We start from the raw sequence: 20737 nt of genomic DNA, 5'->3' as shown, positions 1-20737 counted from the left end.
CAGAACCCGATCTCCGCGCAGGGGTGGCGGTTGCCAAGTCCGATCCCGTGTGAGTACATGGCGTCCGCGCCGACGACGGCGCGAACCCTTCACGAGATGCGGCAAGGGGTGTGTGCCATGACCCGGACGATCACGCAGGCGGCGGTTCCACACCCGAGGGGCACCGGCCGCGCGCGGCAGCTGTGGTGCTCGCTGCCGACGGAACTCGCGCGGCGGTTCCGGCCGCACGCCGACCCGCTCGCCCGGCGGATCCTCGAGGAGGTCCAGCGGGCCGTGCCCGAGTACGCCAAGCCCCTCGAAGGCGAGTTCGGCAAGATGATCGTGCTGGCGATCGAGCAGGCGGTGCTCAGCTGCATCGACAGCATCGAAGACCTGGCGTCCACACAGGACAATTGGGCGAAACTGTTCATGGAGGTCGGGAAGCGCGTTCACCACGACGGCGGCAGCCTCAATTCACTGCAGGCCGCCTACCGCGCGGGCGGCCGCGCGGCGTGGCGCTACGTGGCCGAGCTGGGGCAGGCCCACCGCTTCCCGGCGGCGGTGCTCTGCGTCGGCGCGGAGGCCATTTTCGCCTACGTGGAAGAGATCTCCTCGTATTCGGTCGAGGGGTACACCCTGGCGCAGGCGATGGCGACCGGCACGCTCGAACGACGGCGGCACCGGCTGTTCGAACTGCTCCTCGCCACCCCGCCGGCGTCGCCGGGCACGCTGGCGACGATGGCCAAGGCGGCGCAGTGGGCGATGCCGGAATGGGTCACGGTCGTCGCGCTCGCCCCGCGGACCGAGCAGCACCCGCCGCCGTCCCCGCAGGTTGCCGACGACGTGCTGCTCGACCTGGAAGGCCCCGAGCCCTGCTTGCTGACCCCGAACCCGGACCGCGACCTGCGGGGGCTCGAAGGCCGCCTGCCGGGCTGGCGGGCGGCGGTCGGCCCGCGGGTCCGCCCGGCCGACGCGGCGACGTCGCTGCTGTGGGCCCGCCGCACGCTCGACCTCGTCCGCCGGGGCCTGGCCGGCGACCACCCGGTCACCCACACGGCCGACCACCTGGCGACGCACTGGCTGCTGGTCGACCGCTTCCTGCTGGACGAACTGTCGGCGAAAGCGCTCGCCCCCTTCGCCGGCCTGACGGTGAAGCAGCAGACCCGGCTGGCGGAGACGTTGCTGAGCTGGCTGGAGCACAACGGGAACACCCCGGAGATCGCCCAGGCCCTGCGGATCCACCCCCAGACGGTCCGCTACCGCGTGAGCCAGCTGAGTGAACTGTTCGGCGACCGGCTGGCGGATCCGGCGAAACGGCTGGAGATCCAGATGGCCCTGCGCGCCCACCGGCTGCTGGGCACCCGTCCCAACCCTGCGCCAACGCCGTGAATGCCACCTTCAGGGACTTGGCGTCCCTGAAGGTGGCATTCACAGCGTTTGGAGGCGCGCAGGCGGGGTCTGCGGAGCCCGTTCGGCGGCTCGTCGGGGGACGTCCTTGACCGTGCGGGGCGCCCGAACTTATGGTCTCTGCGGGCTGTTAGCGTTAACAGCCGGTTGGAGGACTCGCCGATGACCCCGCTCCCGCCCGAACTCACCCGGGAGTTCTTCGGCCGCGCCGGCGGCGCGGACGTCCACCGGTACACGCTCGGCCGTCCCGGCGGCCCGGTCGTGCGCGTGCTCGACTACGGCGGCGTGCTCCAGTCGCTGGAAGCGCCGGACCGCGACGGCCGGCCGGGCAACGTCGTCCTGGGCTTCGGCGACCTCGGCGGGTACCTCGCCAACAACCAGCCCGGTGCGGACCGGGTTTTCCTCGGCGCGGTGATCGGCCGGTTCGCCAACCGGATCGCCGGGGGCACCTTCACCCTCGACGGCGTCCAGCACCGGGTGCCCCTCAACAACGGCAAGAACAGCCTGCACGGCGGGCCCGCCGGGTTCGACACGCGGGTCTGGTCGGCGGCCGAAATCCGCGACGCCGACGGCGTGGCGCTGCGGCTCACCCTGGTCAGCCCGGACGGCGACCAGGGCTACCCCGGCCGGCTCACCACCGAGGTCACCTACCGCCTCGACGGGCGCGACCGGCTGCGCATCACCTACCGCGCGACCACCGACGCGCCGACCGTCGTCAACCTGACCAACCACACCTACTGGAACCTGGCCGGCGAAGGCGCGGGTGACGTCCACGAGCACTGGCTGGAGATCGCCGCGAGCCGGTTCTGCCCCACCGGCGACGACCTGATCCCGGCCGGCGAGCCGGTACCGGTCGACGGCACGCCGTTCGATTTCCGCCGGTCCACGCGGATCGGCGCCCGGCTCGGCGAGCCCGACCCCCAGCTGGTGGCCGGCCAGGGCTACGACCACAACTGGGTCCTCGACAGCGGCTCGCCGTTCGCCGCCCGGGCGTGGGACCCGGCGTCCGGCCGCCTGCTCACGATGTGGACGACCGAGCCCGGCGTGCAGTTCTACTCCGGCAACTACCTCACCGCGGACCTGGTCGGCACCAGCGGCCGCCCGTACCACCGCGGCGCGGGGTTCGCGCTGGAGGCCCAGCACTTCCCGGACTCCCCCAACCGCCCGGACTTCCCCAGCACCGTGCTCCGGCCGGGCGAGGTCTACCACCAGGAGACGGTGTTCGCCCTGACCACCGCGGACGAGCCGCCGGTGGCGTGAGCGACAATCGCGCGGCGCACACCCGGTCCCGCCGATACCCTCGCCGGTCATGGGAGATCTTTCCGTCGTCGCCGGGGACCTCGCGCCCACCGGCACGCTGCGCGCCGCCGTCAACCTCGGCAATCCCGTGCTGGCCCACGGCACGCCGGCGGAGCCGGGCGGGGTCACGGTGGACCTCGCGCGCGAAGTGGCCGCGCGGCTGGACGTCCCGGTCGAGTTCGTCTGCTTCGACGCGGCCCGGAAGTCGTTCGACGCGCTGACCTCGGGCGCGGCCGACCTCGGCTTCCTGGCGATCGAACCCGCCCGCGCGGACCGGGTGGCGTTCACCGCGCCGTACGTCCTCATCGAGGGCGTGTACGTGGTGGCGAACGACTCGCCGTTCGCCTCGCCGGCCGACGTCGACCGGCCGGACGTCCGGATCGCGGTGAAGGAGGGTTCGGCGTACGACCTGTACCTGACCCGGACCCTCCGGCACGCGACGGTCGTGCGCGGCGAGGACGGCGTCACGGCGTTCGAGGCCCGGGGGCTGGAGGTCGCCGCGGGAATCCGCCGGCCGATGACCGCCTACGCCGCCGCCCACCCGGGAACCCGGGTGCTCCCCGGCCGCTTCATGGAGATCCGGCAGGCGGTCGCCACGACCCCGGACCGCCGCCCGGAGACGATCGCGTTCCTGCGCGAGCTGGTCGAGGAGCTGAAGGCGAGCGGGTTCGTCGCCGACGCGCTGCGCCGCGCGAACCAGCCGGACGCCACGGTCGCCCCGCCCGCGGCGGCCACTTGACGGCGCTACTTGCCGGTCACCCCGTCGACCAGCTCGCGCCCGACGTCCACGTGCCCGGCGTGCCGGGCGAAGCTCTGCACCAGGTGGAACAGGATCCACGCGAACGTCGGGTGCTCTTCGGCGCCGCCGCGGCGGGTCGTGCGGACGGCCCGCCCGTCCAGCGGGGTGACCGCGGCGAGCCGGGCACAGTTTTCGCGCTCCGCCACGAAGAAGGCCTTGATCTCCGCGGCGGGTTCCTCCGGCGCGACGAACCACTCCTGTTCGGCGGTGCGGGGCCAGGTGAAGTCGACGTCCTCCCCGGCGAACAGGTACCGGATCCAGAAGCGTTCGGTGCAGGCGAGGTGCTTGACCATCCCCAGCGGCGTCCACCCCGACGGCAGCACGCTCCGGCGCAGCTCGCGCTCGGAGAGGCCGTCGAGCTTGCGCAGGATCGCGGTGGCGTTGTGGTCGAGGTAGCCCAGCAGCAAGGCGCGCGGATCAGCCAGGGTAGGCGGGGGCTCGGGCGTCTCGACCATGATCGAAAAGCTACTGGGCGGTGGCCCGCAACGCCGTGAGCCCGCGCGCCACGTCGGGGTGACCGCGCCCGGACCGCTCAAGACAAGCGCGGCAGCACCTGGGTCTGCCAGGCTTCGAAGAACTTCTCCTGGTCCGGTCCGATCTGCTGGACGTAGACCTCGTCGAACCCGGCGTCGGCGAACTCGCGGACCGCTGCGACGTGCCGGTCGGCGTCCGGGCCGCAGGGGAACTGCCCGCGGACCATGTCCTCGGTCACCAGGGTCGACGCGGCCGCGTAGTCGGCGGGGGTGGGCAGGGTCGAGGGCAGCTTGCCGGGCAGCAGTTCGTTGCGCCACCGCTGGTGCGCCGTGCGGACACCGTCCTCCTCGGAATCGGCCCAGCACACCTTCAGGCCGCCCTGCACCGGCCGGTCACCACCGCCGGCTTCGCGGTACTTCCGCACCAGGTCGGCGTCCGGCATGACGGTGCAGAACCCGTCGCCGGTGCGGGCGGCCAGCTCGGTGGCCTCGGGCCCGAACGCCGACACGTAGATCGGCACGGGTTGTTCCGGCAGGGTGTAGAGCCGGGCGTGGTCGACGGTGTAGTACTGGCCGCGGTGGTTGACCTCTTCGCCGCTGTGCAGCGCCCGGATGACGTCGATCGCCTCTTCGAGCATCTCCAGCCGCACCTGCGGCGGCGGCCACTGCTCGCCGGTGACGTGCTCGTTGAGCGCTTCCCCGGTGCCCACGCCGAGGACGAACCGGCCTTCGCACTGCACGGCCGCGGTGGCGGCCGCCTGCGCAACCACCACGGGGTGCATCCGGATGAGGGGACAGGTCACCGCCGTCGAGATCGGCAGCGACGTGACTTCGCTGAGCGCGCCGATCACCGACCACACGAACGGGCTGCTTCCCTGCTCGTCGAGCCACGGGTGGAAGTGGTCGGAGATCCACAGCCGTTCGAACCCGGCGGCTTCGGCGAGCCGGGCCTGGTGGACCAGCTCGCGCGGCGAAAATTCTTCGGAGGACAGGAAGTAACCGACGCTCACCATGCCCGTGGGCTACCACCGGCGCGGCCGCCGAAACCCCGGCAGGCTCCCGCGACCGGTTCGTGGACGACAGTTCGCGGACGTTCGTGCGGAATCCGCCGTCCGGTCACGGGGTCCGCAAGCCCGGCTTCCTGCCGTATCGCTATCCCGTCGCCGCCGTCAGGGATGCGACATTGCGTCTTCTCGACGGTCGCAACGAGTGCTACGTTCCTGGTGGTGCAGGTCGAGACAGAGGGGCTGCGATGAGGCTTACTCCCAGCGCTCACACCGACTCCTTCTGCCGCGACCGGCTGCCGCCCGCCGGCCAGTGGCCGCGGCTGGTGTTCGACCTTCCGGAGCTGCGCTACCCCGACCGGCTCAACGCCGCGACGGCGTTGCTCGACGACACCGCCGCCCGCCTGGGCGCGGACCGGCCCTGTCTGCGCTCGCCGCACGAGACGTGGACCTACGGGGACGTCCTCGCGCGCGCCAACCGGGTCGCGCACGTCCTCACCGCCGAGCTCGGGATCGTGCCGGGTCACCGCGTGCTGCTGCGCGGCACCAACTCGCCGTGGCTCGCGGCGTGCTGGCTCGGCGTCCTCAAGGCCGGGGCCGTCGCCGTCACGACCATGCCGTTGCTGCGCCGTGGCGAGCTGGCCAAGATCACCGACCGGGCGCGGCCCGCGGTCGCCCTGTGCGACGAGCGCCTGCTCGACGAGCTGCCGCCCGGGCTGCCGGTGGTGTCCTACGGCACCGAACTGGCCGAACGCTGTGCGCGGCACCCGTCGACCTTCGCCGACGTGCCGACGGCCGCCGACGACGTCGCCCTCCTCGCCTTCACCTCCGGCACCACCGGGACGCCGAAGGCCACCATGCACTTCCACCGCGACCTGCTCGCCATCGCCGACACGTTCTCCCGGCACGTCGTGCAGCCCACCGCGGACGACCTCTTCTGCGGCACCCCGCCGCTGGCGTTCACCTTCGGGCTGGGCGGCCTGCTGGTGTTCCCGCTGCGCGCCGGCGCATCGGTCCTCCTGCTGGAACGCGCGACCCCCCGGGAACTGGCGTCGGTCGTCGCCGAGCAGGCGGTGACGGTGCTGTTCACCGCGCCGACCGCCTACCGCGCGATCCTCGGCTCCGGCGACGGGCCGCTGCTGGCCGGGGTCCGCCGCGCCGTCTCCGCCGGGGAAGCGCTCCCCGCCGCCGTGGCCGAGCGGTACCGCGAGGTCACCGGATCGCCGCTGATCGACGGCATCGGCAGCACGGAGATGCTGCACGTGTTCATCTCGGCGGCCGGCGACGACGTCCGCCCCGGCCGGACCGGCAAGGTCGTCCCCGGCTTCCGCGCCGCCGTCCTGGACGTCGAGGGCCGCCCGGTTCCGGACGGCACGCCCGGGCTGCTCGCGGTCCAGGGCCCCACCGGCTGCCGCTACCTCGGCGACCCCCGGCAGACCGATTACGTCCGCGACGGCTGGAACATCACCGGCGACACCTACGTCCGCGAAGCGGGTGGCTACTTCCGGTTCGTGGCGCGCAGCGACGACATGATCGTCTCCTCCGGCTACAACATCGCGGCTCCCGAGGTCGAAGAGGTGCTGCTGACCCATCCGGACGTCGACGAGTGCGCGGTCGTCGGCACGCCCGACCCGGACCGGGGCGCGGTCGTGACCGCCTTCGTCGTGCTCCGGCCCGGCGTCGCCCCGGGCCCGGACGTCGTGCACGCCCTGCAGGAGCACGCCAAAGCCGTTGCGGCGCCGTACAAGTACCCGCGCCGGGTGCGCTTCCTCGACGCGCTGCCGCGCAACGCCAGCGGGAAGCTGCAGCGGTTCCTGCTGCGCGAGCGCTGACGGGGGTGACGGGCCCGCTGCCGAGGTGGGGTGGCGGTGGACCCGTCACGTCTGGGGGATGCCGGGGACATGACTCCATCCTAGCCGAGCATTCGAACACCTGTTCGCGTCTGTTCAGGTGAAATATGACTACGAAAAGTCACCAGGCCTCGGGCTTTTCCGGTGCAGCAACACTTCCGGGTGACGTCCAGTCCTCCGTGGACACTGCGGGACCACGGCAAACACGGCTGCGCCACCGCACGGGACGTCGTCACGCGGGCCGCCGGCCGCCGCACACCGGGGCGCGCGACCCCCGCGCCGTCAGCGGTAGAACTCCGCACGCCGCCCTGACCTGCACCGAGGAGCATCACCCCGGCGCGCCGCCGAGGCGGTGGCAGACCCCGCGACCCGACCCCATAAAGTTTTCGCGCAGCCATCCGGAGGTGAACGCCCGCGTGCCCGAGGTCGACTACTACGAGGTGCTCGGCGTCCGCCGGGACGCCACGGCGGCCGACGTCAAGACGGCCTACCGCCGGCTGGCCAAGACCATGCACCCGGACGGCGGCGGCACGGTCGGCACGTTCCGGCTGCTGCGCGAGGCCTACGACGTCCTGAGCGATCCGGTGACCCGCGCCCGCTACGACGGCGGCGGCGCGGCCGTGGTGCCCGTGCCGGTCCGGCCCCGCCCGCGGCGCCGCTTCGGCGACGAGCCCGGGTTCGTCCCCGCACTGCCCGAACTGGACGCCGAGGACCTCGGCTGGTGGCACCTCGCCGGCGAGGACACCCGGATGCGGCACGGCCGCCGCGCGCCGGGGCACACGCCGGTGGTCGCCGCGGTGGCCGGGATGGTGCTGGTCCTGCTGCCGCTGGTCACCGGGGTCGGGTTCTCGCCGCCGGTGCTCATCGTCTGGCTGCTGCTGACGGCCGGGACGGCACTGCTGGTCCAGCGGCTGGCGCGCGGGTACCTGCGGGCCGCACGGGCCCGCGAGGCGTACGCCGAGGAGTTCGGCGGCCGCACGGTCTTCGGCGCTCCCGGCACCGAGCGCGACGAGCTGGCCGAGCGGCTCACCGCCGACCTGCTCGAGGGTTACCTCACCCGGCTGCCCGGCGCCCGCATCTTCCACGGGCTCGCCTGGCCCGGTTCGGTGTTCGCCGACGTCGACCACGCGGTGCTGTGCGGCAAGCGGCTGGTGCTCATCGAGTCGAAGCTGTGGCTGCCGGGGCACTACGAGACCGCGGAGGACGGCAGGCTGCTGCGCAACGGCCGCCCGTTCCGCGGCGGCGGCAGCCGGCTCGCGGACAGCTTGGCCGCCTACCGCGACCTGCTGCCCGACGTGGCGCTGAGGGGCGTGATGATCGTGTACCCGAGCCGCAGCGGCGAAGTGACCACGGCCGACCCGGACGACTTGCCGGTCGCGCCGATGACGCCGGAGGAGTTCCTGCACGAGATCGGCGAGTGGCTGGCGGCCGATCCGTCCACAGTGGACCACGAAACCCTGCGGACGATGCGCGACCAGGTCGTCGGCGGCGGCGGCCGGGCGGCGTGAGCCCGGTTCCCGAGCCGGCAAGGACTCCGGCCCGATGAGCCCCGCCGCCACCCTCGCCACCGTCCTCCTGGCCTACCTCCCGGCCGCCGTCTCCCCCGGCCCCAACTTCGTCCTCATCGCGCACACCGCCGCCACCGGAACCCGGCGGGCCGCGGTCGCGATCGCGCTCGGCGTGGTCGCCGCGGGCGGGCTGCTGGCCGCGGTCGCGGTCTTTGGGCTGGGCGGCGTACTGGCGCGCACGCCGTGGCTGGCCACGGCGTTGCGCGTGGTCTGCGGCGCGTACCTGGCGTGGCTCGGCGTGCGGCTGTGGTGGCGCGCCCGCGCTCCCGACGACCCCGCCGCACCGCCGGACCGGGCGGCGGCCACCCCGGGCGGCCCCGGGGTGTTCTTCCGCCGCGGTGTGCTCAGCAACCTGACCAACCCCAAAGCCGCCGCGTTCTTCGGCAGCGTCCTCACCGCGACGCTCCCGCCCACCGAACCCACGGCCGTCAAAGCCGCCGCGGTGGCCCTGATCGTCGCCGCCTCGGCCGCCTGGCACCTGAGCGTCGCCCTGCTGTTCTCCTCCCCCGCCACCCAACGCTGGTACGCCCGCGCGAAACCGGCCCTCAACCGCGTCGTGGGCACGATCCTGGTAATCCTCGGCGTCACCCTCGCCGTAACGCCGTGAAGGCCTCCCCGCGCGAGCGAGGAGGCCTTCACGAACGAAACGGCAACTACCGGACGCCGCCCGAAGCGCGCTGCTTCTGCGCGTGCGCGGACCGGGTGCAGACCTCGCCGACGTCGACCGTCTGGCCGCGGTCGACGAAGACGTCCGCCACGCCGACGAGCTTGCCCTTCGGCGACGAGCAGGTCAGCTGGTAGGCCTCCTTCGTCCCGTAGGTCGGCGGGATCGGCGACGCGAACGCCACGTCACCGGTCCAGTCGTCGACCGCGTTCGGGTCGGCCTGGTCGTAGTTGACCACCACGGCCTTGTAGTCGCCGGCCGGCGGGTCGAACAGCACGGCGTGCTCGGACGTCGTACCGCCGTTCGCCGACGAGCTGACCAGGTTGCCCGCCGAGTCGTAGATGAACAGGTCCCAGTCGGTCGCGGTGTTCGCCCAGTTGATGTTGACGCTGAACTTCCCGTTGTCCACCTTCGGCAGGGCGTCGACGTGGAAGGTGAACGAGTCGCCCGCCGGGTCGGCCGGGTAGTTCTGGTTGATCGGCGGCACGCCCGCGGGGTTGGCGACCGCGAAGCCCTGCTGCGCCGGGCCCTGCGGGTCCCGCCCGTACCGGCCGGCCACGTACGGCCGGGTCGACGGGTTGACCGACCAGGCGAAGCGCCCGCCGGTGGCGGTGAGCTTCGAGTTCAGGTCGTCGGTGTAGTAGATCGGCGGCTTGGTGGAGCCGTCCGGCTGGATCACCGGCGACGTCGGCGTCTGGAACGTCTTGTGCAGCTTGAGCTGGTAACCCTGGGGGGCCGAGCCGATCAGCGTCGAGTGCTGCTGCGGGTCGGCGGCGTTGCCCAGCATGTCCAGGAACGCCTGGCGGTTGCCGCCCTTGCCGGCGCCGGCCGCGGGGGCCAGGCCCGCGTACTCGGCCACGACGCTGTCGGCGTAGGGCCCGTGGAAGCCGTTGCCGCCGACCTCGATGGTGAAGCCCCAGCCGCCGGTGGCCCAGTACGACCAGTCCTCGGTGGTGCCGGTGGTGTCGTAGAGCGCCCAGCTCGGCTCGCTGGTGTAGCCGTTGCGCGAGGCCAGCTTGTCACCGAGGGCCTTGTACTGCGGCTCCTCCAGCGGCGGACGGACGTCGGCCACGCCCGGCGGGCGCAGCACCAGCGCGGCGACGGTGTGCATCGTCATCAGGTTGGTCACCTGGCGCGAGGCCACGATCGAGCGCACGTTGCGGACCTCGGGCTCGCTGAACGGCGCGGACCCGCGGAAGGTGTCGCCGCTCCAGGCCAGCTCGGCGCCGGCACCGCCCCAGAAGCCCGCGTAGTTGCGGTTCGGGTCGGTACCGCGGAGGCGGCCGCCCGGGTTCGCCTTGCACACGCCGGTCGCGTACTGCGGCGGCGAGTCGTTGACGTTGCAGTTCTTGCGCTTCATTTCATAGTCGAACCGGGTGAAGTCGCCCTTGGGCTCGGCCTCGCGGGAGATCTCGAAGCCGTCCGGGTTGACGATCGGCACGACGATGTTGCGCGTCTTGCCGACCAAGGACCGGATGGCGGCGTCGCGCGAGTAGCCGTTGATCAGCTCGTACGCCCACTCCATGACGTGCTCGGCCGCCGGCCACTCCCGGGCGTGGTGCACGCCCATGGTGAAGTTCACCGGCTTGCCGTCGGTCACGTTCTTGACGTCGGTGGCGATCTCGACGCCGACGACGTCCCGGCCCTCCCACGTCGACTCGGGCATGGTGAACGCCGAAACCAGGTTCGGGTTCTTGCGGGCCAGCTCCTTCATCTCGAAGTTGTACTCGTAGAGGTGCCGGTAGCTGGTGCGCCCGGACGGCAGCGCCGACGCGGCGGTCTTGGCGGCGTACTGGCGGTCGGTCTTCGCGTCCCGGACGGACTTGGCCGACAGGTCCGCCTCGACGACCTTCGACTTGAAGCCGCTGTCGGCGAGCGTCTTGCGGTCGGCGTCGCCGGCGAGCACGACCTCGATCCCGGTCGCGTCCCCCTTCTCGGTGACGTCGAGGCCGAGCGCGGTCAGCTTGTTCTTGTCGGCGCGCGTGGGCGTCTCGACGCGGACGAGTTCCGCGCGCTGGGCCGCCGGCGCCGCGCCGGTCGGCGTGCCCTGCGGCGTCAGCGCCAGGAAGTCGACACCGAGCTGGGCCTGACCGGCCGAGCCGCCGTACCGGCAGCCCTGGACGACGAGTTCCTGCCCCTTCTTCACGAAGCTCTCGGCGAGTTCGTGGCTGCGCAACGCCGCCGAGGCGGCGACCACGCTCCCGGTGGCCTTGTCGAACACGGCGACGTCCCAGTCGCCCTCGGCGCCCTGGGCCGGCTTGAGCCGCGCCTGGACGAGACCGTCCACCGTGGACGTCAGCTCACGGCGATCGGTGCCCGAGGTGCCCTTGGGCAGCACTTTCGCGAAGCACGAGCGGGCCACCGCCTTGTCGGCGCGCAGGATGTTCTGCGCCGCGCCTGCGGTGCCGACCGGCAGCGCGACGAACGTTGCGGCCAGCGCGACGGCCGAAGCCAGCAACACCAGCCGTCTTGGTGAATTCCCCACAGGAAGCGACCTCCTTGACCGATGCCGGCAGGACGGACCTACCGGTAGCGAGGGACCATAATGGAGGAAAACCGGCTGCGGTAACCGCCGTAAGTCTGACAGCGTTCACCGCGGCGAGGCCCTTCACCGGGAGTTCAACCGCCGTTCGGCTACTGTCGGTCCATGGTCACGATCCCTGCGCGACGGGTGTCGGTCGCGGTGTCGCTGACGTGCCTCGCCGCGCTGGTGCTCGGCGCCGGCCTGGTGCTGCTGCTGCAGGTCATCCCGCCGACGGACGAGATCAGCGCGACCCGCCGCACGATCAGCGAGTACGGCTTGTCCGACCACAAGTGGGTCTTCGACCTCGCGGTGGTCCTGGTCGCCCTCGGCTCGGCAGCAGGCCTGGCGGTACTGGCCGGCCAACGGCGGCTACCGGCACCGGCGGCCGTCCTGGGGACACTGTGGACGGTCGGGCTACTGGTCATCGTGGCGTTCCCCAAGCCGGACTGGGCCACGGTCTCCCGCGCGGACTTCGGCGGCACGCTGCACCGGATCGCGAGCGTGGTGGCCTTCGTGGCGCTGCCACTGGCGGTGCTGGTGGCGGCACGCACGGCGTTCCCTTCGTCGCCGGGACGCCGATGGCTGGCGCGGGTGCTGGCGATCGTGTCCCTGGGCTGGTTCGCGGTGATCCTGGGCGCGGTGGCGGTGGCCGCGGCGGAGGACGGCCGCTGGTGGACGCTCATCCCGCTCGGGCTGGTGGAACGCGGGATGGCGATGACGGAACTGCTCGCGTTGGGCGTGCTGCTGGCGCCGGTGGGCGCGACCGCGAATGACCGGATCGCAGCCGCGCGCGACGAACCCGCGTGATCAGACCGCACGCAGCTTCGGCTCTTCCGTCTCGAGAAGCCGCGGGTCGGGCCGCCCGCCGGACATCGCCAGGAACCCACGCGCGACCCGCGCCAGCAGAAGCCAGTTCTTCGGCTTCTTCTTGTCCACCCCGCCGACCAGCTGCTTGAACATCGACAGCGTGTCGAAGTAGATGCGCTCGCACACCAGGTGCTCGCCCTCGTCGAAGAGGAAGTAGGCCGTCATGCGGACGCGGAAGCGGGAACCGGTCGCCGGGATCGGGCCGAGCGGACCCAGGTGCGTGCCCAGCAGCCAGAACTCCACCACGACCGCGTCCGCACTGTGGCGCAGCGCGATCAGCTCGTGACGCTGGTCGGGGAACGCCGTGCGGGTGTCGTGGTAGTAGCCGCGGACGGCACTGTCGCCGTCGTGGACCGTCATCGTCGCCACCACCTCGTAGTGCGGGTGCGGGAACGTCGCCAGGGTGGCGTCCCAGTCCTGGGCGACTTCGTCGCGGAAGTGGTCGAGCACCAGCTTCTTCCGGGCGGCGAGGACTTCGGGGGCGGGAAGGTCGAACTCGCTCATCGGGGTCCCTTCGATCTACAGTGTAGGTAATCGACGATACCCACGGAAGGGGCAGCCGTGCTCGAAGGAGCTCTGGACCGCGCGAAACCGGTCGTCCGCTGGGGCCTCGGCCACGCGCTCCCCCGTACCGTGCTGCGCCGGCAGGCCCGGCGCGGGGACCTGCAGGGGCGGATGGTCGTCGCCGCGGCCGGCGGGCACGACCTGACCGGGCTCTTCGAGGAGATCCGCGCCGCCGGGCCGCTCGCCCGCACCCGCTTCGGCTGGATGACCACCACGCACGCCGCGGTCCGGGAAGTGCTCTCCAGCGACGACTTCCGCGTCGGCATCATCGGGTCCGACGGCTCGGCACTCGGCCGGCTGGTCGAGTGGTCGGCCGGCGAGCACCTGCACCCGGTGCGGCCGCCGTCGCTGCTCGCCGTCAACCCGCCCGAGCACACCCGCTACCGCAAGCTCGTCACCGGCGTGTTCACCGTGCGCGCGGTCGAGCAGCTGCGCGGCCGGGTGCAGGAGATCGCGGACGGCCTGCTCGACGCGCTCGACCCCGGCCGCCCGCTCGACCTCGTCGAGTCCTACTGCGGGATGCTCCCGGTGACCGTCATCAGCGAGATCCTCGGCGTGCCGCCGGCCGATCTCGGCAAGGTGCTTTCGCTGGGCGCGGCCGCCGCGCCCAGCCTCGACCTCGGGCTCGGCTGGCGCACGTTCCGCGACGTCGAAACCGCGCTGGCCGAGTTCGACACCTGGCTCGGCGAGCACCTCGACCACCTGCGCCGGCACCCCGGCGACGACCTGTTCAGCAAGCTCGTCGCGGCCCGCGACGGCGGGGTCGGGCTCACCGAGACGGAGCTGAAGTCGACCGCCGGCCTGGTGCTCGCCGCGGGCTTCGAGACGACCGTCAACCTGCTCGGCAGCGGCATCGCGCTGCTCGCCGGTGCCCCCGAGCAGCTCGCCGTGCTGCGCGAACGGCCGGAGCTGTGGAGCAACGCCGTCGAGGAGGTCCTCCGGTACGACCCGCCGGTCCTGCTGACCGGCCGCCTGGCGACGCGCGCGACCGAGGTCGCCGGGGTTCCCGTGCCGCGCGGAGCGCTCGTGACCACGGTCCTGGCCGGCGCCAACCGCGACCCGGGTGTGTTCGCCGAGCCGGCCGTCTTCGACGTCACCCGGGCCGGCGCGCGCGACCACGTCTCGTTCGGCGCCGGCCGCCACCACTGCCTCGGTGCCTCGCTGGCGCGCATGGAGGGCGAGATCGGGTTGCGCACGATCTTCGGCCGGTTCCCCGGCTTGCGCGTGCTGCCCGGTGGCCGTCGCCGGTCGACGCGGATCCTGCGCGGCTACGAACACCTGCCCGCCGTGCTCGCTCCATGACGGGCCGGCGTGGCCGTCCGCCCAAGAACGCGGACGTCTTGTCGCGCGAGCGGATCCTGCGGGAGGCGCTCACCCTGGTCGACGAAGAGGGTCTGGACGCCGTGAGCATGCGCAAGCTCGCGCGGCGGCTCGGCGTCGACCCGATGAGCCTGTACAACCACGTCGACGGCAAGGACGCGTTGCTGGACGGGATCGCCGAGGTCCTGCTGGCCGCGATCCCCGCTCCCCCACCGGGTGCGGACCTGCGGGAAACGATGTCCGCGCTGGCGCACGGGTTCCGCGCCGCGATGCTCGGCCACCCGCGCGCGGCGCCGCTCGTGCTCACCCGCCGGCTCGCGTCGATGACGGCGCTGGCGCCGGTGGAGAGCGTGCTCGCCCCGCTGCTCGCGGCGGGCTTCCCGCCGGATCGCGCGGTGCACGGGCTGTGGGCCGTGGTGGCGTTCCTCATCGGCACGTTGATGCGGGAAGTCGAGGCCGGGCCGACGTTCGGCGGCACCGATACCGACGGTGCCCGCCGCCGGCTCGCGGACCTCGAAGGCTCGGGTCTGCCCGCCGTTTCGGCGGCGGCGCCGTTCCTGGCGGTGTGCGACCACGACGCGGAGTTCGCGTTCGGGCTGCGGATCCTGCTCGACGCCCTCGGCGCGATGGCCGGGCGCTAGCGGATGCGTTCGTGCAACGCCGCCATCCGGGCGTCGAGGTCGGCCGCCGTCCGGGCCGCCGCCGCGAGTTCGCCCGCGAAATCGGGGGGCACGCTGTCGCGGTACTTGTACGAGAGCTTGTGCTCCACCGCCGCCCAGAAGTCCATGGCGATGGTGCGCAGCTGCACCTCGACCTTGACCTTCTCCACCCGGTCGGAGAGGAACACCGGGATGCGCACGATGAGGTGCAGGCTGCGGTAGCCGTTCGCCTTCGGGCTGCCGATGTAGTCCTTGGTGCGCAGCAGCTCCACGTCGTCCTGCGCGGTGAGCATCCGGGCGACCTCGTAGACGTCGGAGACGAACGGGCACACCACGCGGATGCCGGCGATGTCGTCGAGAGCACCGGCCGCGGCGACCCAGTCGCCGCCGAGCCCGCGGCGGTGCACCTTCTCCTTGATCGCTTCCGGCCGCTTGACCCGGCTCGTGATGTGCTCGATCGGGTCGTGCTGGTGGACGAAGTCGAACTCCTCGCTGAGGATGCGCAGCTTCGTCATCAGCTCTTCGATGGCGAACTTGTACATCAGGAGGAACCGCGGGAGCTGCCCGGCGACGGCCAGCTCGGCGGCCGCCTCGCGCAGGGAAGCGTGCTCGGCCGCCGGGTCGGTGGTCACTGGAGCCTCGTGCTGTCGTCGGTCGTTGTCCGAGCGCCAGAGTACTGCGCTCCACGCGGTCAACGGACGGCGACGGGCCGGAGTTCCCGCCGGTCACCGGTTCGGGTGGCGCACCGGGTGGCGGAAGGTGGGCACCGGCCCGCCACCGGTGCCCACCTTCCGGGTCTACTTCCCGGCGGTCGCTGTCGCGGTCCCGGTTTCGGTCACTGTCGTTGCCGCGGTCTGGGCGGCGACGCACTTCTCGGCGACCGCGGCCGCATCCTCGGCGGCTTGGGCCTCGGCCTTCTGGTGGCCGTTGCCTTTCTGCTCGGCGGCCATGCCCTGCTGATCGGCCGCGGCGGTCTGGTCGGCCGCGGCTTGGGAGACGCAGTCGAGGATCGCCGTGCAGTCCTGCTCGGAGACCTCGTTCTGGACTGCCGCCCCCTGCTGGTCGGCCATGCCGTTCTGGTTGGCCATGCCCTGCTGGTCGGCCATGCCGTTCTGGTTGGCCATGCCCTGCTGGTCGGCCATGCCGTTCTCGTTGGCCATACCGTTCTGGTCAGCCATGCCGTTCTGCTCGGCCATACCGTTCTCGTCGGCCTTGCCCTGCTTCTTGGCGTTGCCCTGCTGGTCGGCCATGCCGTTCTGGTCGGCCATGCCGTTCTCGTTGGCCATGCCGTTCTGCTCGGCCTTGCCTTGCTTCTTGGCGTTGCCTTGCTTCTTGGCGTTGCCTTGCTGATCGGCCATGCCATTCTGCTCGGCGCCGGCCGCGCCGGAGGCCTGGGCTACGCACTTCTCGACCACTTCGCAGGCCTGGGCAGCCGCCGCGTTCTGGTCGGCTGCGTTCTGGTCGGCCGCGTCTTGGTCGGCTGCGTTCTGGTCGGCCGCGTTCTGGTCGTCGGCCGCCCCGTTTTCCGCGGCCATGCCCTTCTCCGCGGCCATGCCCTTCTGCTTGGCCTTGGCCTTCCCGGCACCTGCGCCGTTCTCGTCGGCTACGTCCTTCTCCGCAGCCATACCGTTCTGCTCGACCGCTTCAGCCTGCTCCGCCGCTCCGGCGACCACCGCGCACTCGGCCGCCACCGCGTTTGCCGCGACCTTGCCGGCGCACCCCGCGGCCTCGCGCCGCTGCTCGATCTGGTCGACCACCGCCTGGCGGTTCGCTATCCGCGCCGCCGACTGGGCGTCCGGGGCCGCTTGCTGGCCCGCGATGAACGTGAGGTTGTTCTGCAGCGCTGTGTCCAGACCACTGCAGTTCTCGGTCGCCGCGTTGCTCGCGGGGCTGCTCAGGGCGATCGCCGTTGCGGTCGCCCCCGCGACTCCCAGCAGCGCGGCGAAACCGATCGTCGCCTGTTTGCGGTGTCGTCCGGTCCTTCGCTCGTGGGGCATCAGCCCCTCCTCTCGGGTCGCCACCTCACCAGAGCACACGGGGGAATCCGCCGGAGGGTTCACCGCGGGACGAAAACGACCAACAAGTCCACAGTGGACAGAACGGTCAGCCCAGCTCCGCCAGCTGCGGCACGGCCGGGGCCATGCCCTCGATCCACGCGGCGGGCGAACCCGTCGTCGGGGTGACGATCGCCCTCTGCACCCCGAGCTTCGCGTAGCCGGCCATGGCGCGGACGAACTCGTCGCGGGTTTCCGGCGTCGGACGCGGGTTGTTGGCGAGGATCGTCTTGCGGATCGCGTCGTAGTCGCGGCCGAGGTCGTCGCAGTGGCGGCGCAGCACGTCGAGCTTGTGCGCGACGTCCTCCGGGGAACTGCCGAAGAGGTTGCACGCGTCGGCGTACCGGGCGACCAGCCGCAGCGTCTTGCGTTCCCCGCCGCCGCCGACGAGCACCTTCGGCCGGTTGATCGGCTGCGGCGAGCAGAGCGTTTCGGCCAGCTGGTAGTGCTTGCCCTCGAACGGCCCGTTGTCCGCCGGGTCCCACATCTGCGTGCAGATGCGCAACGTCTCCTCCAGCCGCTCGAACCGCTCGGCGACCGGCGGGAACGGCACGCCCATCCCCCGGTGCTCGCGCTCGAACCAGGCGGCCCCGATCCCGAGGACGGCCCGGCCGCCCGAGAGGACGTCGAGCGTGGTGACGATCTTCGCGAGCAGCCCGGGGTGCCGGTAGGTCACCCCGGTGACCAGCAGGCCGAGGTCGATCCGGGACGTGTGCGCGGCGAGGTAACCGAGCGTGGTGTAGCCCTCCAGCATGTTCGACTCGGCGGGCAGGCCGGTGGGTTCGATCTGGAAGTAGTGGTCCATGAAAGACAGCCAGGTCGCCCCGGCCTCCTCCGCCGCGGCGCCCACGCGGGCGAGCTCACCGGCGATGGCGGTGGGCCCGCCGTCGATGTCGAAGATGGGGAGGTGGAAACCGAGTTCCATGGAACGTGCTCCTGTCGTGGTCGGCGTCCCGCCACGCTAGGCCCTGGAGCGCACTCCAGGGCAAGCCCCGGATCCGCTCAGCCCACGGCCGCGGCGAGGAACTCCGCGACCGCGCGGTCGTCGGCCGGCCCCTCGGTCACCGCACCCCCCGCCGCCCGCAGGCGAGCCGCGAACTCGGCCGACTTCCGGCCGCCGTCGTAGAGCAGGAACGGGGGTGCGCCCGGGCCGGCATACGTCAGCGGGCTCGCCGCGCGGAGCGTCGACGGCGAGCGGCCCAGGGCCACGAGGATCGAGGCCCTGGCCGGCGGGTCCAGGCCCGCGAGGTCGAAGTCTGCGGGAGCCGACCGCGCCGCCACCGCGCGGACCGTGCTGTCCTGGCCCGGGTACTGGCCGGTGTCCCGGCCGCGCGCGACGCCGAGCAGCGACGCCAGCGTGCCGCCCGTGCCGGTGCCCCACACCGCGATCCGGGTGGGGTCGACGGCCAGCGCGGCCGCGTTGGCCTTGAGGAACCGGACCGCGCACCGCGCGTCGGCGAGCGGGGCCGGCCACGGCGCCGCGGGCGCGAGCCGGAAGTCGATCACGGCGACCGCGAACCCGCGGGCCGTCAGCTCGTCCCGCAGCGTGCCGGACCGCGAGCCGGCGAGCAGGGCGCCGGGACCGGTGGGCTTGCGGTTGCCGAAGACCAGCCCGCCGCCGTGCAGGAAGAGCACCACCGGGACCGGCGGCCCGCCCGTCCGCCGCCGGTAGACGTCCATGGCCAGCGGGATCCCGTCGGGACGGCAGTACTCGACGGTGCCCGGCCCGCCGTCGAGCAACGTCGAGGCGGTGGTCCCGGTGCTGCTGTCGCCGGCCGCGACGGTTCCCGCCACGCCGGTCGCGAGCACCGCCACGAGCACGGGGAACAGCACGATCCACGCGAGCACCCGCCGCGGCGCGGACGGCCACGGGTGCGCCCGGCGCCGGGCCACGAAGAGGAAGCCGCACACCGCGATGCCCTGCAGCCCGGCCGCGACCCAGTCGGCGAAGCCCACCACGGTGTCCGCCGGTTGCCACGGATCGAATCGCGTCAGCAGGCCGAGCGGACGGCTGACCACCCACAAGGCGAGGGCGCCGGACGCCGCGAGCGCGCCGAAGTGCGCCGTCTTGCGCGTCGGCCACCCGAGCACCGCGGCCGCAGCGGCGATCCCGACGGCGGCGACCGCGCCGAACAGCATCGCGTACAGCTGCCAGATCCGCCAAAGCGCGGGCACCGCGGCCGCCGGGATCACCGCGCCGCCGAAGGCCGCGAAGACGGCCGTGACCAGCAGCGGACCGCGGCGCAACGCCGGCGGCACGGTCGACGGCGGGCGGTACGCACCACGTTGCCCGCCGACGACCTTCATGCCGCCAGTGTCACCCCGGACGGCCCGCGCCGGCCACTTCCGCGGCTACTTGCGGGCCGCCGTGTAGTTCCGGAACAGCAGGTAGGTGTCGAGGATGTCGGACGACGCGCTCTCGACCGACCGGTAGATCCCCCACTCGGGGCGGACGTAGTCGCCCTGGTCGGGGAGGTTCACGTTGGCCATGCTGCCCTGCGCGGCAACCGGCGCGCCGGCTCCGGTCCCGTTAGAGCGGGGCCGCTTGGGCGGGCACGGCCGCGCTCAGGACGAGCGGGACAGCGAGAACGGAGACAGCGAACGAGCGCAGGGCCGTCCTCGCAGTGTGGTCGACAATTCATCGGACGGCTCCGTAGCAGTCGGCCAGCGCGAAGAAGGCCGCCTTCGGCTCCCACGGAACTCCGGGAAACGTCTCCCCCGAGCCTTCCTCCAGCACCTTCACCACCCCCCAGCTCGCCATGTCCAGGTCGACCCGGGGATCGGCCCGGTGCACCAGGCCGTAACAGACGAAGGTGCACGCGAAAGCCGCGTCGACGCCTTCGGTCCCGAACACCTCCAGCAGCTCGCGCAGGTACCTCGCCTGCTCCTCTTCGTCCCGGACGTACTCGCCGTTCAGCCGGACCGGGACGTCGCCGTCGTACTCGAGGATTTCGCCGCAGCGAGCGCCCAGGTCCGCCGCGCCCCGGTAGGGCGTCACGCCGAACTCCGTGATCGCCACCGGTTTGCCCGCCGCCACCAGGCTGCGGACGCCCTCGCGGTAGCCGTGCTCGACCTCCTTCGAGCGGTGCGCGTCCACCGAGACGATGTCGAAGGGCGTCCAGTCGACGCGTTCCAAGGGAACCGCCGCGTACGTGACGCGACCGCCGAACCGGGCCCGGACCACCTCGACCGCGCGCGCCAAGAACTCGTTGACCCGCGCCGGAAGGCCGGCCAGGAGGTCCCGCGACGCCATCAGCTGCGCGATCCGGGAGGGCAGGTCCTCGCCGGGCAGGAAACCGTGGTTGAACAGGCTCAGCTCGGCACCGGTGACGAACACGACCTCGGCGCCCGCCTCGCGCAGGCGTTCGGCCCGCGCGGCACCGTCGCCGAACAGGTCCAGGATCTCCTCCGGGGTGCGGTCCCACGGGAACGGCGAGAACCACACCTCCAGCCCGAGCGCGGCCGCCTCGCGGGCGGCGAACTCGATGCGGTCCAGGTCGGTGCCGATCAGCCGGACGGCCGTGCAGTGCAGGTCGTCGCGGATGATCGTCAGCTCGCGGCGGACCAGCTCCGGGTCGAACGGGCGGTTGAACCGCCCGCCACGCGCCAGCCCGGTGTCGTAGCCGATGCCCTTGGCTCGCACGATGCACTCCGTTCATCAGGGTACGGATCATTAGGGTACGGTCCGTACCGTACCCTAATGAGC

Annotated in this window: 18 protein-coding genes and 1 pseudogene; 9 read left to right on the top strand and 10 right to left on the bottom strand. The window is 72.5% G+C overall.

The genetic code is table 11. The annotated features are described in order from the left end of the window. The first annotated feature begins 117 nt into the window (after positions 1-117). The 3 genes from AB0M80_RS27985 to AB0M80_RS27975 all read left to right on the top strand — a co-directional run bounded on the left by AB0M80_RS27985 (position 118) and on the right by AB0M80_RS27975 (position 3424). Complete coding sequence (locus tag AB0M80_RS27985; protein ID WP_364570912.1) at positions 118-1368, top strand: helix-turn-helix domain-containing protein; 1251 nt, start codon at positions 118-120, stop codon at positions 1366-1368. A gap of 180 nt (positions 1369-1548) precedes the next feature. Further along, positions 1549-2646 (top strand): aldose epimerase family protein, encoded by a 1098-nt coding sequence (locus tag AB0M80_RS27980; protein ID WP_364570910.1) that lies wholly within the window; start codon positions 1549-1551, stop codon positions 2644-2646. Positions 2647-2695: 49 nt separating this feature from the next. Beyond that, positions 2696-3424 (top strand): transporter substrate-binding domain-containing protein, encoded by a 729-nt coding sequence (locus AB0M80_RS27975; RefSeq protein WP_364570908.1) that lies wholly within the window; start codon positions 2696-2698, stop codon positions 3422-3424. A 5-nt stretch (positions 3425-3429) separates the two neighbouring features. Here the strand turns inward: AB0M80_RS27975 and AB0M80_RS27970 are convergent, their stop codons facing one another. Continuing rightward, entirely contained in the window at positions 3430-3939 is a 510-nt protein-coding gene (locus AB0M80_RS27970; protein WP_364570906.1) for a DinB family protein, read from the bottom strand. A 77-nt stretch (positions 3940-4016) separates the two neighbouring features. Continuing rightward, positions 4017-4970: a TIGR03557 family F420-dependent LLM class oxidoreductase gene (locus AB0M80_RS27965; protein WP_364570904.1), complete on the bottom strand. Its 954-nt coding sequence runs from the start codon at positions 4968-4970 to the stop codon at positions 4017-4019. A gap of 239 nt (positions 4971-5209) precedes the next feature. Here AB0M80_RS27965 and AB0M80_RS27960 point away from each other — a divergent pair, with 239 nt between their 5' ends. The 3 genes from AB0M80_RS27960 to AB0M80_RS27950 all read left to right on the top strand — a co-directional run bounded on the left by AB0M80_RS27960 (position 5210) and on the right by AB0M80_RS27950 (position 8986). Then, positions 5210-6793, top strand: a complete 1584-nt coding sequence (locus AB0M80_RS27960) for an AMP-binding protein (protein ID WP_364570902.1) — start codon at positions 5210-5212, stop codon at positions 6791-6793. Positions 6794-7227: 434 nt separating this feature from the next. After that, on the top strand, positions 7228-8319 hold the full coding sequence (locus AB0M80_RS27955; protein ID WP_364570901.1) for a DnaJ domain-containing protein: 1092 nt from the start codon (positions 7228-7230) through the stop codon (positions 8317-8319). A gap of 34 nt (positions 8320-8353) precedes the next feature. Then, positions 8354-8986 carry a LysE family transporter gene (locus AB0M80_RS27950; RefSeq protein WP_364570899.1) on the top strand — a complete coding sequence of 211 codons (633 nt, stop codon included), beginning with the start codon at positions 8354-8356 and terminating at the stop codon, positions 8984-8986. Between the two features lie 46 nt (positions 8987-9032). On the opposite strand, the gene AB0M80_RS27945 is transcribed toward AB0M80_RS27950, so the two are convergent. After that, the gene (locus tag AB0M80_RS27945; RefSeq protein WP_364571184.1) at positions 9033-11504 is read right to left on the bottom strand and encodes a M14 family zinc carboxypeptidase; all 2472 of its coding nucleotides are present in this window, start codon (positions 11502-11504) and stop codon (positions 9033-9035) included. A 186-nt stretch (positions 11505-11690) separates the two neighbouring features. Between AB0M80_RS27945 and AB0M80_RS27940 the strand changes: the two genes are divergently transcribed. Next, positions 11691-12374: a DUF998 domain-containing protein gene (locus AB0M80_RS27940; protein ID WP_364570897.1), complete on the top strand. Its 684-nt coding sequence runs from the start codon at positions 11691-11693 to the stop codon at positions 12372-12374. On the opposite strand, the gene AB0M80_RS27935 is transcribed toward AB0M80_RS27940, so the two are convergent. Next, positions 12375-12938 (bottom strand): ester cyclase, encoded by a 564-nt coding sequence (locus AB0M80_RS27935; protein WP_364570895.1) that lies wholly within the window; start codon positions 12936-12938, stop codon positions 12375-12377. A 57-nt stretch (positions 12939-12995) separates the two neighbouring features. Between AB0M80_RS27935 and AB0M80_RS27930 the strand changes: the two genes are divergently transcribed. Further along, entirely contained in the window at positions 12996-14300 is a 1305-nt protein-coding gene (locus AB0M80_RS27930) for a cytochrome P450 (RefSeq protein WP_364570893.1), read from the top strand. Continuing rightward, the gene (locus tag AB0M80_RS27925) at positions 14297-14959 is read left to right on the top strand and encodes a TetR/AcrR family transcriptional regulator C-terminal domain-containing protein (protein ID WP_364570891.1); all 663 of its coding nucleotides are present in this window, start codon (positions 14297-14299) and stop codon (positions 14957-14959) included. The genes AB0M80_RS27930 and AB0M80_RS27925 overlap by 4 nt, the downstream gene beginning before the upstream one ends. On the opposite strand, the gene AB0M80_RS27920 is transcribed toward AB0M80_RS27925, so the two are convergent. The 6 genes and pseudogenes from AB0M80_RS27920 to AB0M80_RS27895 all read right to left on the bottom strand — a co-directional run bounded on the left by AB0M80_RS27920 (position 14956) and on the right by AB0M80_RS27895 (position 20674). Beyond that, positions 14956-15609 carry a GTP pyrophosphokinase family protein gene (locus AB0M80_RS27920; protein ID WP_364570890.1) on the bottom strand — a complete coding sequence of 218 codons (654 nt, stop codon included), beginning with the start codon at positions 15607-15609 and terminating at the stop codon, positions 14956-14958. The two genes, AB0M80_RS27925 and AB0M80_RS27920, sit on opposite strands and share 4 nt — an antisense overlap. A gap of 1062 nt (positions 15610-16671) precedes the next feature. Further along, positions 16672-16974, bottom strand: a pseudogene (locus AB0M80_RS27915) (hypothetical protein); the annotation flags it as partial. Positions 16975-17080: 106 nt separating this feature from the next. Beyond that, positions 17081-17956: an LLM class F420-dependent oxidoreductase gene (locus tag AB0M80_RS27910; protein WP_364570888.1), complete on the bottom strand. Its 876-nt coding sequence runs from the start codon at positions 17954-17956 to the stop codon at positions 17081-17083. Positions 17957-18033: 77 nt separating this feature from the next. Then, positions 18034-19338: an alpha/beta hydrolase gene (locus AB0M80_RS27905; protein ID WP_364570887.1), complete on the bottom strand. Its 1305-nt coding sequence runs from the start codon at positions 19336-19338 to the stop codon at positions 18034-18036. 45 nt (positions 19339-19383) lie between these two features. Then, complete coding sequence (locus AB0M80_RS27900; protein WP_364570886.1) at positions 19384-19521, bottom strand: hypothetical protein; 138 nt, start codon at positions 19519-19521, stop codon at positions 19384-19386. A gap of 148 nt (positions 19522-19669) precedes the next feature. Continuing rightward, complete coding sequence (locus AB0M80_RS27895) at positions 19670-20674, bottom strand: hypothetical protein (protein WP_364570885.1); 1005 nt, start codon at positions 20672-20674, stop codon at positions 19670-19672. Positions 20675-20737 lie beyond the last annotated feature (63 nt).

This window comes from Amycolatopsis sp. NPDC051045 (genome assembly GCF_040682955.1).
Classification (GTDB): domain Bacteria; phylum Actinomycetota; class Actinomycetes; order Mycobacteriales; family Pseudonocardiaceae; genus Amycolatopsis.
Note: the sequence above shows the minus strand (reverse complement) of the source record. Positions and strands in the feature narration are given on the sequence as shown.

Bases quoted from the DNA above. Each gene is read 5' to 3' on its own strand.
- AB0M80_RS27940 (WP_364570897.1), top strand. From the start codon at position 11,691: ATGGTCACGATCCCTGCGCGACGGGTGTCGGTCGCGGTGTCGCTGACG.
- AB0M80_RS27900 (WP_364570886.1), bottom strand. From the start codon at position 19,521: ATGGCCAACGTGAACCTCCCCGACCAGGGCGACTACGTCCGCCCCGAG.
- AB0M80_RS27975 (WP_364570908.1), top strand. From the start codon at position 2,696: ATGGGAGATCTTTCCGTCGTCGCCGGGGACCTCGCGCCCACCGGCACG.
- AB0M80_RS27965 (WP_364570904.1), bottom strand. From the start codon at position 4,970: ATGGTGAGCGTCGGTTACTTCCTGTCCTCCGAAGAATTTTCGCCGCGC.
- AB0M80_RS27950 (WP_364570899.1), top strand. From the start codon at position 8,354: ATGAGCCCCGCCGCCACCCTCGCCACCGTCCTCCTGGCCTACCTCCCG.
- AB0M80_RS27985 (WP_364570912.1), top strand. From the start codon at position 118: ATGACCCGGACGATCACGCAGGCGGCGGTTCCACACCCGAGGGGCACC.
- AB0M80_RS27970 (WP_364570906.1), bottom strand. From the start codon at position 3,939: ATGGTCGAGACGCCCGAGCCCCCGCCTACCCTGGCTGATCCGCGCGCC.
- AB0M80_RS27905 (WP_364570887.1), bottom strand. From the start codon at position 19,338: ATGAAGGTCGTCGGCGGGCAACGTGGTGCGTACCGCCCGCCGTCGACC.
- AB0M80_RS27935 (WP_364570895.1), bottom strand. From the start codon at position 12,938: ATGAGCGAGTTCGACCTTCCCGCCCCCGAAGTCCTCGCCGCCCGGAAG.
- AB0M80_RS27960 (WP_364570902.1), top strand. From the start codon at position 5,210: ATGAGGCTTACTCCCAGCGCTCACACCGACTCCTTCTGCCGCGACCGG.
- AB0M80_RS27925 (WP_364570891.1), top strand. From the start codon at position 14,297: ATGACGGGCCGGCGTGGCCGTCCGCCCAAGAACGCGGACGTCTTGTCG.
- AB0M80_RS27980 (WP_364570910.1), top strand. From the start codon at position 1,549: ATGACCCCGCTCCCGCCCGAACTCACCCGGGAGTTCTTCGGCCGCGCC.
- AB0M80_RS27910 (WP_364570888.1), bottom strand. From the start codon at position 17,956: ATGGAACTCGGTTTCCACCTCCCCATCTTCGACATCGACGGCGGGCCC.